The following is a 14791-nucleotide window of genomic DNA, read 5'->3' as shown; positions in this document are numbered from 1 at the left end:
GACGGCCCTGCATAGATATTCGCACAGGCCGGAGGGTCGGCTCCGAGGCAACCCCCGGTTTCGAGGCGCTGAAAGCGCCCTGAAACCGCGCTGAATGCGCCCTGCCGCAGCCTCTGCGGCATGACGACAACGACATCCCGCTCACTCGCCATCGCGGCCAAGGGGCTGCGCAAGGTCTACGGGGACAAGACGGTCCTCGACGGTATCGATCTCGCTGTGCCCGCCGGCACCGTGTTCTCCCTGCTCGGCCCGAACGGCGCCGGCAAGACCACCGCCGTCAAGATCGTCTCCACCCTCATCACCGCCGACGCCGGCGAGCTGCACGTCGGCGGCCACGACCTGGCCGACGACCCGCAGGCCGTGCGGGCCGCGATCGGCGTCACGGGGCAGTTCTCCGCCGTCGACGGCCTGATCACCGGAGAGGAGAACATGCTCCTCATGGCAGACCTGCACCGCCTCTCCCGCAGCGAGGGCCGCCGTAGCTCCGCTGAACTCCTTGAGCGCTTCGACTTGGTGGAGGCCGCGAAGAAGCCCGTCTCCACCTACTCCGGCGGGATGAAGCGCCGCCTCGACATCGCCATGACTCTGGTGGGCAACCCGCGGATCATCTTCCTCGACGAGCCGACCACCGGCCTCGACCCGCGCAGCCGCCACAACATGTGGCAGATCATCCGCGAACTCGTCTCCGACGGGGTGACCGTCTTCCTCACCACCCAGTACCTGGAGGAGGCCGACGAACTCGCCGACCGCATCGCGGTGCTCAACGACGGCAAGATCGCCGCCGAGGGCACCGCCGACGAGCTGAAGCGGCTCATCCCCGGCGGACATGTCCGGCTGCGCTTCACCGACCCGTCCGCGTACCAGTCCGCCGCCGTCGCCCTGCGTGACGCAACCAGGGACGACGAGGCTCTGGCGCTGCAGATCCCCAGCGACGGCAGTCAGCGCGAGCTGCGTTCCGTCCTCGACTGGCTGGACTCGGCCGGCGTCGAGGCGGACGAGCTGACCGTGCACACCCCCGACCTCGACGATGTGTTCTTCGCCCTCACCGGCGGTGCCGGCGTCCCCGACCAGTCCAAGGAGACCGTCCGATGAGCGCCTTCTCCCTCGCCGTCCGCGACTCGACCACGATGTTGCGCCGCAACCTGTTGCATGTGCGGCGCTACCCGTCCATGACCCTGAACCTGCTGCTCACGCCGATCATGCTGCTGCTGCTCTTCGTCTACGTCTTCGGAGGCGTGATGAGCGCGGGCATCGGCGGCGGCGGCGCGGACCGCGCCGACTACATCGCCTATCTCGTCCCGGGCCTGTTGATGATGACCATCGGCAGCACCGTGATCGGAGCCGCGATCGCCGTCTCCATGGACATGACCCAGGGCCTCATCGCCCGCTTCCGCACGATGGCGGTCTACCGCGGGTCCGTGCTCGTCGGGCACGTCGTGGGCAGCGTGTTGCAGGTGCTCGCCAGCCTGGTCCTCGTCGGTGCCATCGCCGTGGCCATCGGCTTCCGGTCCACGGACGCCACGGCCCTGGAATGGCTGGCGGCATTCGGACTGGTCGCGCTGTTCACCCTGGCGCTCACCTGGATCGCGGTCGGGATGGGCATGGCCAGCCCGAACCCCGAGGCGGCCGGCAACATGGCAACGCCGCTGATCCTCCTCCCCCTCATCTCGAGCGCCTTCGTCCCCATCGACGCGATCCCGGGCTGGTTCCAGCCGATCGCCGAGTACCAGCCGTTCACGCCCGCCATCGAGACCCTGCGCGGGCTGCTGCTCGGCACCGAGATCGGCAACAACGGGTGGATCGCGATCGCCTGGTGCGTCGGCCTGACCGCGCTCGGCTACCGCTGGTCGACGGCGTTGTTCAACCGCGACCCCAAGTAGCTGCCATGACTGCGCGGGCCGCCTCCCGCAGCTCGTCCCGCTCCAGGGCGGCGTACTCCGACACCGCGTCGGCGTAGGCCGCCCTGTCGGCGTCCTGGGCCGCCTTCCGGGCGCGGTCCGCCGACATCGTCGGCTGGAACTCGCGCAGCACCCGCAGCCGTTCCGCCAGCGCGATCATCCGCACGGCACGGGCGTCGCCGGAGGCGAGCCCCGTCATGCCGAGCGCGTGGAGCGCCGTCCCTGACAGATGGAGATCCATGGGCGAGCCGGACGGACCGCAGAGCAGAGTCCGCAGCCCCTGCCGCAGCCGGTGGACCGGCTCGGCGACCAGCTCGAGGCGGCCGGCATGCGCGTGCGCCGTCACCGCCACCGACTGGATCTGCAGGGCCCACCGGTCGAGGAAGGGGTCGCCGCTGTGCATCGAGCCGAACTCGGCCACCAACTCCGCGGCGCTGCGCCACAAGCCGAGCCCGACCTCGGTCAGTCCGCGGGCGAGCGCGATCTCGGCACGGCCGCCGAGGTCGGAGAAGGAGTCGTCCTGCGGGGTGTTGTCGCCCTCCGCCTGCCGCAGCCAGTACTCGGCCTCATCGGGGTCGCCACGCTGTAGGCAGGCGAGGGCGAGGCCCCAGCGGACGCCGATGAAGTCCTGCTCGCCGCCGAGCCGCGGCAGCGCCTCGAGCACCGCCTTGAGGTACCCGTACGCGGCCTCGCCCTGCTCCGTCTTCAAGCACAGCTCGCCCAGCCGGGCGTAGCCCATGATGTGCAGGAACGGGTTGTCGACCGGCGCCAGTACGGTGATGATCCGGCGCGCCGAGGCGAGCGCGCCGTCGAGGTCGTGCTCGTACTCCCAGACGTAGGTGGCGACGCACTCGGCGACGCCGGCGAGCAGCGGCTGCTCGCTGTCGCAGAGCTTCCGCAGCACGTCGTAGTCGGGAGGCAGCATCTCGGGAACCGCGCTCAGCACGATTGCCGTGGCGCGCACCAGCGTGTCCGGCGGGGCCGGGGGCAGCCGCCTGAGGGTGACGAGGTGGCGTACGACGTGCGGGCCGTATCCCATGAACAGGCTCGCCGTGCACAACACCGCGGCGGCGCGGGCGACTTCGACACCTTCGGGCTCGGGGTGGTAGTGCGACAGCGGCGGGCCGGTGTCCGCGGCGAGGGCGGTGAGGCGGGGGTAGTCGGAGCCGGTGGACCACAGGGCGGCGAGGACGGCGGTGAGGGCGGCGATGGTGGGGCCGTCCGTACGGGCCAGGGCGTGTCGCAGGGCCAGCACGAGGTTGTCCTGCTCGGCCCTGATCCGCTCCCGGGCGGTCAGCGGTTTCGCGCCGAAGATCCAGTCGTGGTACGTGACCCCGAAGTCCCGCGCCCAGGCGAGGAACCGGCCGATGGCCTCCTCGTCCTCTCCCGCCTCCGCACGCCGGGCCGCGCTGAACTCCCGTACGGTCTCCAGCATCCGGAACCGCACGCCGGCCGGGGTGTCGGCGACGGTGAGCAGCGACTGATCGGCCACCTGCTCAAGCAGGAACACGGCGTCCTCGCCAAGCACATGCTCCGCCGCCCCGGCGGAGAAGCCGCCGGGAAAGACGGACAGCGTGCGCAGCAGCGCCCTGGCGTCCTCGTCGAGGAGGTTCCAGCTCCACTCCACGACCGCGTGCAGCGTGCGGTGGCGCTCCGGTACGTCCCGTGCCCCGCCGCGCAGCAGCGCGAACCGGTCGCCGAGGCGGCGGGCGATCTCCGGCACAGAAAGGGCCCGCACCCGTGCCGCGGCCAGCTCCACGGCGAGCGGCAGCCCGTCGAGGTGGCGGCACAGCCCGGCCACCGCGTCCGGCGGCAGCTCGACCCCGGGACGGGCGGCCCGGGCACGCTGGGTGAACAGTTCGACCGAGGTGTCGAGACCGAGCTCCGGCAGCGCGTACACCGCTTCCGACGTGAGGCCGAGCGGGGCCCGGCTGGTGGCGAGCACCCGCAGGTCCTTGGAGGACGAGACCAGGGCCTTGACGAGGTCGGCGGCGCCCCGGATGACCTGCTCGCAGTTGTCGAGGACCAGCAGCGCGGGCCCGGAGCCGAGCACGCCGAGGATGCCGGACACCGGAGCGGCCGAGGCGTGGCCGCTCATGGCAGCGGGCCGCCCCTCGCCCGCGCCGAGCGCGGAAGCCACCTCGGCGCCCACGTCCTCGTCCGCTGTGACGCCGGCGAGCGGCACGAAATGCACCAGGCGCTGCTCGGCCCGGCGGCTGACGGCATGCGCGAGCCGGGTCTTGCCGAGGCCACCGGGGCCTACGACAGTGACGGCGCGGGAGGCGCTCAGCAGCCGCCGCACCGCCGCGATGTCCTCGTCCCGCCCCAGGAGTGGGTTCGGCTCGTGCGGCACACCGTGCCGGACGACAGGTGCCTCGCCGCGCAACAGTTCCCGCTGTACGGACTTGAGCGTGGCGCCCGGATCCGTGCCGAGCCTCTCGCGCAGCTCACGGCGGTACGCCTCGTACCGCGTCAGCGCGGCGGACGGGCCCGCCGTCGCTGCCTCGCAGCGCAGCAGCTCAGCGAGCACCTCCTCGTCGAGCGGATGCTCCGAGGCGGCCGCGGCCAGCGGCCCGGCCGCCTCCGCGTGCCGTCCGAGGCGGGCGAGCGCTAGCGCCCGCGCGCGCATGAGAGCGCCGCGGACGGGAGCGCGCTCGGTGCGCAGCGCGGCTACAGGGTCGCCCGGGTCGTACGCCGCGTCAGGGGTGCCCTCCCACAGCGCGAGCCCGGCGTCGGCCTCGGCGAGCGATCCCGCATGGTCCCCGGCCCTGGCCCGGTCCGCGCTCGCGGCGGCGTGCAGCAGCAGGGCGGAGCTGTCGACCTGGTCCTCGGCGAGGGTGAGCCGGTATCCGGTCGGCGTGCCGACGATGACGTCCGCGCCCAGCTGCGCCCGCGCCCTGGACACGAGGACCTGCACCGCCTTCGCCGGCCGCTCCGGCAACTCGTCCGGCCACAGCCCCGCCACCAGGCGCTCGGTGCTGCAGCCCGTGCGTAAGTCGCCGGCGAGCAGCGCGAGAAGGCCGCGGAGCCGGGGCGCGGTGATCTCCTGTCCCCGATGGGCGACACGCGGCAGGAAGGTGAGGTCGGTGGTCACGCGTGCAGATTAGCCAAGTCGCCCGCGACTCCGAGGGGGCCGAGAAATCGCCCCCGGGAGCGCGAGTGCGGTGCTGATCATTTTCGCCGAGCCGGGGCAACACGACACGAGGGCAGAGCCTAATCGGCCGATTCCCGGTCGTCGGAGTAGATCACCAGCGTCTGTTCCGGCTGTTCGGCCAGGTGGAATGCGGTGTAAGCGAAATCGACCACCCCGCGTCCCTGGCGCCACAGCCGTTTCCGTCCGCCGTGCCGGGCCTGCACGTCGTACTGCGGCCACCACGCACGCACCTCCGGGCTGCCCGCGTTCAGCTCGTCGATCAGCCGGGTGTATCGGGGGTCGCCTGGGTGGCGTCCGGCCAGCGTCCGCAGCCGGGCGAGCAGGCCGCGTGCCTCGAGCTCCCAGTCGACGAGAACCTCCCGGGCCGCGGGTTCGAGGAACACCCAGCGCGCGAAGTTCGCCGGCCGGTCCGCCGCCGCGGTGAGGTTCGGGAAGAGTTCGTCGGCGGCCTGGTTGTGGCTGAGCACGTCGTAGTTGCCGCCGATGATGTACGCCGGGTGCGGTTGGAGCAGGAGTGGGACGGCCGCCACCTCGGCAGCGAGCGGCTCAGGTTCTTCTGTTTCGGCTGCAGGCGCGTGACCGGCGAGCTGGAAGAGATGACCGCGCTCGTGCCGGTCGAGTCGCAGAACCGAGGCGAGGGCGTCGAGCACCTGGTCCGAGGCGCGGATGTCCCGGCCCTGCTCGAGGTACGTGTACCAGGTTGCGCTGATGCCGGCGAGTAGCGCGAGTTCCTCCCGGCGTAGACCCGGGGTCCGGCGTCGGCCAGTGTGGGGCAGTCCGACCTGGTCGGGGGTGATCCGCTCTCTGCGGCTGCGTAGAAAAGCACTCAGCTCACGGCGTTGATCCGGTTGTCTCTGCATAGCAGCCCCAGTTCCAGAATAAACACGCTCTGGATACCAGGCTAAAGCCGTCCCAGACTGAAGTCCGAGCGGGGGCACCGCTTTCACTGACGGCCTGTGGACGGCGATCCACCGGAACCGGTACCGAGAAAGAAGAGGAAGACACCATGTCTGGAATCGACGGCAAGGTCGTGGCGATCACGGGAGCCAGCAGCGGCATCGGCGAGGCGACCGCGCTGCTGCTTGCCGCACGAGGCGCGCGGCTCGTTCTGGGTGCGCGCCGATCCGAGCGTCTCGCGGATCTGGTGGCGCGGATCGAGAAGTCGGGTGGCGCGGCAGTGCAGACCCGCACGGATGTGACCCGGCGGGACGACTTGGACGCCCTGGTCGCTTTGGCCGGTGAGCGATTCGGTCGACTCGACGTACTGGTCAGCAACGCCGGGGCCGGTACGATCTCGCCTCTCGACGATCTGCGCGTCGACGAGTGGGACGAGATGGTCGACGTCAACGTCAAGGGTGTGTTGCACGGAATCGGCGCCGCGCTCCCGGTCTTCCGGGCGCAGGGCACGGGCCACTTCATCACCACTGCCTCCACGGCCGCGTTTCGCATCGTGCCGGCAATGGCGGTCTACGCCGGCACCAAGTTCGCGGTCCGTGCCATTTGCGAAGGTCTGCGCCAGGAAGCCGGTGATTCCCTGCGGGTGACCACCGTCTCGCCCGGCGTAGTCGGAACCGACTTCGCTGACGCATCAACGAATCCGCAAGTCAGAGAGCAGATTGCGGAAATGCGGGACCGGATCGCGATCCCGCCTGAGGCAATCGCCCAAGCCATCGCGTTCGCAATCGAGCGGCCTGCAAACGTCGATGTGAACGAGATTGTCGTCCGTCCGACGGCCCAGAATTGAGCCCGCTCCAGTTCGAGGCCATGGCCATTCCTCGGCTCTGCCAGTCATTGCGGACCACGTACGGGATCTTGAGACCACGAGCAGCCCATGGCAGGCTCATGCCGCATGATCGATGAATTCGCGAAAGACAACCTGCACGGGAGACTGCGGCGGGACCGCAAGGCGCTGCTCTGGAAACTCGACGGCTTGTCCGAATACGACGCCCGCCGACCTTTGACAGCGACCGGGACCAACCTCCTCGGCCTGGTCAAACACGTGGCCACCGTCGAGGCCAGGTACTTCGGCGAGGTCTTCGACCGCCCTTCCCCGGAACCGCTGCCCCGGTGGCAGGACTACAACGGCAGCGATCTGTGGGCGACCGAGGACGAGACCCGCGATCAGATCATCGGGTTCTACCGGCGCACGTGGGAACACTCGGACGCGACGATCAACGAGCTTCCCCTGGACACCCCCGGCCACGTCCCGTGGTGGCCGGAGCCTCATACCAACACGAACCTGTTCGCCGTCATGGTCCATGTCCTCGGCGAGTCCATCCGGCATGCCGGGCACGCCGATATCCTGCGCGAGGGCCTCGACGGCCGGACCGGAGTGCGCGCCGAACACGAGAAGCAGATCGACGAGGAAGCCCGCGCAGCCTACTGCGCGAAGATCGAGCAGGCCGCCAGGTCGGCCGCACCGATCAACTGGGACCAGACGCCGCCGGGTTCGGTCTGTCGGGGGTAACTGCGTTCCGCCGGTTCGTCGATCGGTATCTCTGCCGCCAACCTCCATGACAGCCAGGCCCTCCTCCCATCCGTCATCGCATCGCCCGCAAACGAAGCGAGTCCTCCCAGCGACTGGGTCGGCACCGGTGGGTCGTGGAGAGCACGATTTCCTGGCTGGCCGGCTGTCGGCGTCTCCATCGCCACCACGAGCGCAAACCCGAACACTCCCTCGCCTTCACCGCATCGCGGCGACCCTCACATGCCACCGCAGACTCGCTGAATGAAATGGGGTCCCCACACCTCCCGGATTGAACGCCAGATACGGCGGGAGCAGGCCCATTGTCAGTGCGGTGCGTTTCACTGTCCGCCATGGAGCTCACACAAGCGAACGTCAACGACCTGCTGGCCCGTCTCGGACCGGGGGACGGCTACATGTACCTGCCCAGCGACCTGGACCCGCAGGGCCTGACCGACCTGCTCGCCGGCAGGTATGGCGCCCCGCGCACCCTCGTCCTCGACGGCTTCACCGATCCGACGGTCGACGAGTCCGGAGGCGCGGCTCTCCTCGTCCCTTTCCAGGACCGGGCCGTGAAGATACGGGCGTGGGCGTACGGGGATCAGTGGGTCGGCACGGGTACGGCGCGGGACGCCGAGGGGACCGAGCGGCCGGTGCTGGTGGTCGCTCACAGGGAGGCGCCAGAACCCATGGCGGTCGCTCCGGACGAGGACGTCGACTGGATGGAGCGGCTCACACGGATCACCGGCTGGACGCAGCCCGCACAGCGACCAGATGTGGACTGGGCCGAGGTGGAGTCGCGCCTGGGCACCGCGCTGCCGAGCGACTACAAGCGCATGGTCGAAACGTTTGGGGAGGGCGCCTTCGACGGGTGGCTGGGCCTGAATCAGGAGCCGTGGACAGTCCTCAGAGAGGACGGACTGCTCATCTGGGCGGGCACGGAGCACAAGAACCTGTACTGCTGGAGGACCGGCGCCGACGACCCTGACCGTTGGCCCGTCGTGGTCCGGTCTTTCGACGGCGAGGATGTCCCCTTTGACTGCCAGGCCTCGGAGTTCGTCTGCCGCATCCTCATCGACCCACACCACCCGTTCACGATGGCCCACTATTTCGACACCCACTGGTTCATGAACTACGCGGAGAGCGACTGACCGAACCGCGCCGCCAACGGCATCCGCAGCCCGGTTGGCGGCGCCTTCGAGAGCAGGGAAGAAACACCGAGTTCGGCTCCAACCGTGAACTCCACGTTGCCGACATCCCGCTAAGTGCGCCCGTCGTAGGTCACCTGGTAGACGCACGACCGTCGTTCGGCCGTCCCGCACCGCCCGACGCCTGGTGAGTTCATCGCCGTGCTGGTCGTCTCGGACATGATCGGTACGCTGCTGTTGTCGCTCGGCGTCGCCGGGCACGAGGACTCCACCGTCATGGGAAAGGACACCGCGTGAGCAAGCGCTCCCGCCGTACTGCCGCTGCCGTCTCCCCCACGTCGGCCCGGACGGCACGGTGCACGGTCACCGTGTGCCGGGGGTGCTGCTGCGGCACGCCGAAGATCCCCGGCTTCGACCACGCGGCTCAGCTGCGCGGCCTGCGCCAGGCGCTCGACGGCACCGCCACCGTTCGGGTCACCGACTGCCTGGACGCCTGCGAGCACGCCAACGTCATCGTCGTGCAGCCCTCACCCGCCGGCCGCGCGGCAGGCGGCCGGCCGGTGTGGCTCGGCCTGGTCAACGACCCTGACGCCACCGCCGACATCACCACCTGGATCGAACAGGGCGGGCCTGGCCTCGTCGACCCGCCCGGCATCCTCGACCTGTACGGCTTCACACCGTCCCGGCGGGTGCGGGGACAGGTGGAGGGCTGACGCGAGACCTCCACGTGGCAGGGTCAGGCCAGGGCGCGAGCCGCGTACCGGCCTTGGCCGGCACGCGGGACACGTGCCGGCCAAGGCCGGTACTCCGCCAGTCAGTTCACGGCGCGGCATCGAGCCACCATGGACTCACCAACCGGTGATCTCCGAAGGGCAACCCTAGCGTCGGTGGTTTCCGATGGTGACGACTCCCTTCGTCCGGGCGCCGGTCCTGTTGTCGTAGAGGACATCACCGGTGGACTTCTTCCAGATCCTGATGCGGAAGGTGTCCGGGCCGTCGGTGGCGGTGACTCTGAAGGCGTAGCCACGCTTGCCGCCCACCGTCCCGGTGCCCTGATAGGTGGCCTGGGAGCCGTTCACCACGAGCCAGTCGGAGCCCGTCGAGCGGAAGGTGAGCCGGGCGGAGCCGAAGACGAACGTGGCCTTGCCGGTGGGGACAGTGGCTGCCTTCCGGTACTGGGCGCCCAGGGTGAACGCCGCCTTTCCGGTCAGCCCCGGCTTGGCCGGGTAGGCACCGGCCGGCGAGGTGATCGTGCCGACGCCGGCAGCGGATCCCGCGGCAGGGTCGTAGACGATCAGTTCGGCGAGCGTGGTGGAGTCCGTGCCGTCGTCATCGTCGGTGACCGTGACGACCGGGCGGTGGATGCCCGCGTCCTCGTAGACGTGTGCGGCGCGGCAGCCGGAGTCGGTGACCGTGCCGGCCGTCGGCCGGCTGCCGTCCTTCCAGTCGACCTCGCAGGTGTGGCTGTCGGCCGAGCCCGGATCGGCGAAGGACGCCGTGACGACCGCGGCCTTGCCCGCCCGGACGGGCGAGCCGGGGCCCTTGGCGGACGTGATCGACGGGACGGCGTTGGAGACCTTGACCGACGCCGTGTCGGTGCCGCGTCCGCCGGTCAGGCTGACCTGGAAGGTGCCGTCGTCGGTGCAGGTGAGGGTCGTCCGGGCCGACGCCGGATCCTTGACGGCGCACGGGGCGCCGTCCTGGACGGTCCACTTGGGGGTACCGGCCCCGGAGACGGTGCCGGCGAGCGTGATCGCCTCTCCCTCGGCACCGGTGGCGTCCGGCCCGGCGTGGACGACGGTGACCGGGTCGATGCCGCCGAGGGTCGGGACGACCTTCTTGATCAGGCCGTCGGAGTCGAACTCCAGCTTGTCGATGGTGGTTTCGCGATGGGTACCGTCACCACCGGGGATGGCGAAGCGGTGGTAGGCGATGTACCAGTCGTCGGTGTTCGGGACGTGGACGACGGAGTGGTGGCCCGGTCCCTTGATGCCCAGGGACAGGTCCTTCTCCAGGATCACACCCTGCTTGGTCCACGGGCCGGTGGGCGAGGGACCGGTCGCGTAGGCGACGCGGTAGTTCTCGTCCCGGGTGTCGTTCTCCGACCACATGAAGTAGTAGGTGCCCTTGCGCTTGATGACGAAGGTGCCCTCGTTGTAGCCGCTCGGGGTCATGTCCTGGACCTTCGAGGTGTCGATGGAGGTCATGTCGTCGCCCAGCGGGACGACGTAGGCGCGGCCGTTGCCCCAGTAGAGGTACTTCGTGCCGTCGTCGTCGGTGAAGACCGCCGGGTCGATCATCTGGCCGCGGAAGTCACCGGCCTTCAGCAGCGGCTTGCCCAGGGCGTCCTTGAACGGCCCGGTGGGCGAGTCGGACACCGCGACGCCGATGTTCGCGTCGGCGCAGAAGTAGAAGTAGTACTTCCCGTCCTTCTCGGTCATCGCCGGAGCCCAGGCCCTGCTGTCCGCCCAACTGACGTCCGGCCCGAGGTCGAGGATGACGCCGTGGTCCTTCCAGTGGACCAGGTCCGTGGAGGAGTAGGCCTTGAACTGCGTGCCGCTCCAGCCCTCGAAGCCGTCGGTCGTCGGGTAGATGTAGAAGGTGTCGCCGAAGCGCACGATGTTCGGGTCGGCGTTCAGCCCCGGCAGGACCGGTGTCTTCATGATCAGCGCCGAGACCTTCCAGGTGCGCTTCTTGCCGTCCGACCCGGTCACCTCGTACGTCACCGGTTGGGTGAAGTCGCGCACGCTGCCGGAGGCGGGGCTGATCGTCGCGCCCTCGGCGAGCGCGAACTCCGGGGCGAGCGCGGTGAGATCGGTGCCCTCCTTCATCGGCAGGGTGATCGTGCCGCCCTCGTTGTCGATGAGGGCGTCGACCTTGAGCGCCGGGTGCGTCGCCTTGGCGATGCCCGCGGTGTTGCCGCTGAGTTCCATGACCTCGGCGCCCGTGAGGGCACGGTCGTAGACGCGGAAGTCGTCGACCTCGCCGCCGAAGTACGGGTCGGCCGCGTACAGGGACCGGCCGATGTAGCCGCTGTAGTCCTTGGCGGCGTCGTACAGTTCCGACGGCTTGACGGTGGTCGTCGTGCGGGCCGCCTCGACGCCGTCGGCGTAGAGGACCATGGTGCCGGTGGCCCCGTCCAACGTCACGGTGACGTGCCGCCACTGGCCGGGCGTGAGCTGCGAGCCGGCCGTGAGCTTGGACTCCGCCGACCAACTCGCCTTCGTGATGGCCGAGTAGAGGCTGGAGCCGCCGTTGGACGGAGTGGCGAACAGATACTTGTCGCTGTCGGGTCCGAGCCCGAACAGCCACTGGAAGCTGCTGCCGCCCTTCCACTTGGCGTACGTCGACACCGTCACGCTGTCGGCGTTCTTCAGCACGCCGTTCGGGACCTTCACGTACGGCGAGCCGGAGTCGCCGGACATCCTGAACGAGCCGCCGTGCACGCCGCTGCCGAAGTCGGGGGTACGGACATAGGTGCCGTGGTTGCCGTGCCCGCTGGAGTCACGGGCGATGCTGCCGCTCGTCTCGTCGAAGTCGTAGTGCAGCAGCAGGTCGGCCGGGGTGTCCGGCCCCTCCTCCGACACGGTGACGTCGGCCCGGACCGGAATCGCGGCGCCGTTCGACAGGCTGCCGGTCACGGTGAAGGTGCCGGGCTGTGCGTACGACGCCGCCGGTACGTCCGCCCAGTCGACGGAGACGGGCCGCTTGACGCCGTCGGCGTACTCGGCGACGACCGTGGCCGGCAGGACCGGGGCCACGCCGACCCGCGTCTTCACCGACACGTCCTCGACGCTCTTCACGAGCTGGTCGGGCTGGTAGGCGCGCAGCAGCCGGTCGTACTCGGCCTGGGTGACCGGCAGCACGGTGCCGTGGCGGGGCTTGGAGGGGAGGTCGTAGCCGGTGGACGGGGTCCAGGTGCCGGAGTCGAGGTCGGTCGTCTCGAACGGGATGTAGCCGCGGCCACCGAACTCGTCGAGGAACGCGTACCACTTCTCCCCGGTGTTGGACTTGAACACCAGCGGTCCCTCGGCGGCGTTCATCGCGCCCTTGCCGATGCCCTCGGCGACCGCGGTCCAGGAGGGGTCCAGGATCGAGTCGCTCTTCTCCTGGAAGATGAACTTGCTGTTGGGGGTGGAGGAGGTGTTGTTCCGCTCGTCCTTGGACAGGCGGTAGTACGTCCCGTCGTGCCGGATCATCGTGGAGTCGATGACCGAGTAGCCGCGGTCTATCCAGACCTTGGGCTCGCTGAAGGTGTGGAAGTCGCGGGTGGTGGCGTACATCATGCGGTTGTACGTGTCGCCGGAGTGGTCGGCGTTGTCGTACAGCTTCGACGCCCAGAAGACCACGTACTCGCCGCGCTCGGCGTCGTAGAACGCCTCCGGTGCCCAGGTGTTGCCCGCGCTGTCGGGTGAGACCTTGACCAGACGCTGGTTCGTCCAGTGCACCAGGTCGGTGGACTCCCAGACCATGATGGACTTGCTGCCGGTGCGCTGGGAGGCGTCCCAGTCGCCGTTGCCGTAGATCCTGAGGTCGGTGGCGATCTGGTAGAACTTGTCGCCCTCCGGGGAGCGGATGATGAACGGGTCGCGCAGACCCTTCTCGCCGAGCGTGGAGGTGAGAACCGGCTTGCCGTCGTTCAGCTCGCGCCAGTGCAGCGGGTCGTTGCCCTTGCTGAGGGCGGCGTAGAGCTGTTCGCCGTCCGAGGTGCCCTCGCCGGTGAAGTAGCTGAACATGTAGCCCTTGAGGTCAGCCTTGGCGGGCAGCTCGGGCACCTTGGCCGTCATGACGCGCGTGGTCTCGGCCTCGCCCTTGGTGACGGTGGCGGTCAGCTCGACGGTGGTGGCGCCGTCGCCGTGCGCGGGGCGGTGGACCTCGCCCTCGGCGGAGACGACGTCCGGCTTCGCGGAGGACCAGGTCACGGTCGTGCCGAAGGCGCCGCTCCTGGGCAGGGTGAGGTTGCCGCGTGCGTCGTCGAGGTTGTGCACCGTGAGCGCCTCGGCGGCCTGCCGGGTGGCGGCGTCGTCGCCGAGCGCGGGCCGGACCGTGACGTCGAAGGTCTTGGTGCCGGTCACGGTTCCCTTCTTCAGGGTCGCCGTGAGCGTGGCGTGGCCGTCCAGTGAGCCGGCCTCGGGGCGGGTCACCTTCCCGGTGTCCGAGACCACGGACGGGTTGTCGCTGTCCCAGCTGATGGAGGAGCCACCGGCCGTGCCGGTCCTGGGCAGGTCCAAGTCGGCGGTGACGCCGCTGGTGTCACCGAGGCTGAGGGCGTCCTTGTCGTCGGCGACGCCCTGCGTGGCGACGGGGAGGGAGAGCTGCTCGACCTCCGAGCCGGCCAGTGCCCGGTCGTATACGCGGAAGTCGCGTATACGGCCCTTGAAGAGCTTGTCGCCGTCGTAGACGGACTTGCCGATGTAGTTGGCCGTGGTGGTGCCGGAGCCGATGGCGCCGGGCGTGGTCGTGACCGACGTGTTGCGGCCGACCTCGACGCCGTCCTCGTAGAGCACGCCCGTGGAGCCGGTCTGGGCGTAGGTGATGTGCTTCCACACCCCGCGGGTCAGGTTGTGCGAGTCGGACGGCTTGGTGGTCTGTTCGGTCGACCAGTTGCCTGTCGCGACGGAGGTGCGGAAGGAGTTGCCGGTGGTGAACAGGTAGCCGTTGCCGACGCCCGCGCTGGTGTTGCCGAAGCCGTAGACGAAGTAGGGCGTGCTCTGGGCGGAATCGATGAGTACGTCCATGGAGACGGTGATCGATTCCATGCCCTTCATGACGTCGTCCGGCACCTTGATGTAGGTGTTGGATCCGTTGAAGGCGAGCCCCTGACCGGATGCCGACCAGTCGGCGGTACCGCTGACGGTGCCGTTCCGGCCGTTGCCGGAGGCGTCGGTCACGGTGCTGCCGGAATCGGCGTCGAGCTTGTACCACAGGGCCAGGCCGTCGGTGATCTCCGAGGCTACGACCGCCGGTGCCGCCTGCCCTGAAGCGGCGGGTCCGGCGAGGGTGAACAGCATCGACGCGGCGGTCAGTCCGGCGAGATAACCCGCCCAACGTCTCGCGCGGCAGCGAGGTCGTGCGAATCGTGCGACGTGCGTCATGTCGGGGTTCCCTGTGGAGGCAGGCTGTTGGC

At 69.6% G+C, this 14791-nt stretch carries 9 protein-coding genes and 1 pseudogene; 7 read left to right on the top strand and 3 right to left on the bottom strand.

Annotation, left to right across the window (positions count from 1 at the left end):
- Window positions 1–120: 120 nt before the first annotated feature.
- Together ABFX81_RS33255 and ABFX81_RS33250 are read left to right on the top strand one after the other, a co-directional pair.
- On the top strand, window positions 121–1092 hold the full coding sequence (locus ABFX81_RS33255; protein WP_346139106.1) for an ATP-binding cassette domain-containing protein: 972 nt from the start codon (window positions 121–123) through the stop codon (window positions 1090–1092).
- Window positions 1089–1880: an ABC transporter permease gene (locus tag ABFX81_RS33250; RefSeq protein ID WP_086854823.1), complete on the top strand. Its 792-nt coding sequence runs from the start codon at window positions 1089–1091 to the stop codon at window positions 1878–1880. The genes ABFX81_RS33255 and ABFX81_RS33250 overlap by 4 nt, the downstream gene beginning before the upstream one ends.
- Here the strand turns inward: ABFX81_RS33250 and ABFX81_RS33245 are convergent.
- A complete protein-coding gene (locus ABFX81_RS33245) occupies window positions 1861–4992 on the bottom strand; it encodes an ATP-binding protein (protein WP_346139105.1) in 3132 nt (1043 codons plus the stop codon). The two genes, ABFX81_RS33250 and ABFX81_RS33245, sit on opposite strands and share 20 nt — an antisense overlap.
- Before the next feature lie 119 nt (window positions 4993–5111).
- Complete coding sequence (locus tag ABFX81_RS33240) at window positions 5112–5912, bottom strand: MmyB family transcriptional regulator (RefSeq protein ID WP_086853009.1); 801 nt, start codon at window positions 5910–5912, stop codon at window positions 5112–5114.
- A gap of 146 nt (window positions 5913–6058) precedes the next feature.
- Between ABFX81_RS33240 and ABFX81_RS33235 the strand changes: the two genes are divergently transcribed.
- The 5 genes and pseudogenes from ABFX81_RS33235 (at window position 6059) to ABFX81_RS33215 (ending at window position 9377) form a co-directional block, all read left to right on the top strand.
- Window positions 6059–6796, top strand: a complete 738-nt coding sequence (locus ABFX81_RS33235; RefSeq protein WP_086853011.1) for an SDR family NAD(P)-dependent oxidoreductase — start codon at window positions 6059–6061, stop codon at window positions 6794–6796.
- 105 nt (window positions 6797–6901) lie between these two features.
- Window positions 6902–7519 carry a mycothiol transferase gene (locus tag ABFX81_RS33230; protein WP_086853013.1) on the top strand — a complete coding sequence of 206 codons (618 nt, stop codon included), beginning with the start codon at window positions 6902–6904 and terminating at the stop codon, window positions 7517–7519.
- 68 nt (window positions 7520–7587) lie between these two features.
- A pseudogene (locus ABFX81_RS33225) lies at window positions 7588–7784 on the top strand (transposase); the annotation flags it as partial.
- 85 nt (window positions 7785–7869) lie between these two features.
- The gene (locus ABFX81_RS33220; protein ID WP_086853070.1) at window positions 7870–8667 is read left to right on the top strand and encodes an SMI1/KNR4 family protein; all 798 of its coding nucleotides are present in this window, start codon (window positions 7870–7872) and stop codon (window positions 8665–8667) included.
- Between the two features lie 290 nt (window positions 8668–8957).
- Entirely contained in the window at window positions 8958–9377 is a 420-nt protein-coding gene (locus tag ABFX81_RS33215; protein WP_086853015.1) for a hypothetical protein, read from the top strand.
- 165 nt (window positions 9378–9542) lie between these two features.
- On the opposite strand, the gene ABFX81_RS33210 is transcribed toward ABFX81_RS33215, so the two are convergent.
- The gene (locus ABFX81_RS33210) at window positions 9543–14759 is read right to left on the bottom strand and encodes a family 43 glycosylhydrolase (protein WP_086853017.1); all 5217 of its coding nucleotides are present in this window, start codon (window positions 14757–14759) and stop codon (window positions 9543–9545) included.
- Window positions 14760–14791 lie beyond the last annotated feature (32 nt).

It is taken from the genome of Streptomyces coeruleofuscus (assembly GCF_039532725.1).
In the GTDB taxonomy this organism is placed as follows: Bacteria; Actinomycetota; Actinomycetes; order Streptomycetales; family Streptomycetaceae; genus Streptomyces; species Streptomyces coeruleofuscus.
Note: the sequence above shows the minus strand (reverse complement) of the source record. Positions and strands in the feature narration are given on the sequence as shown.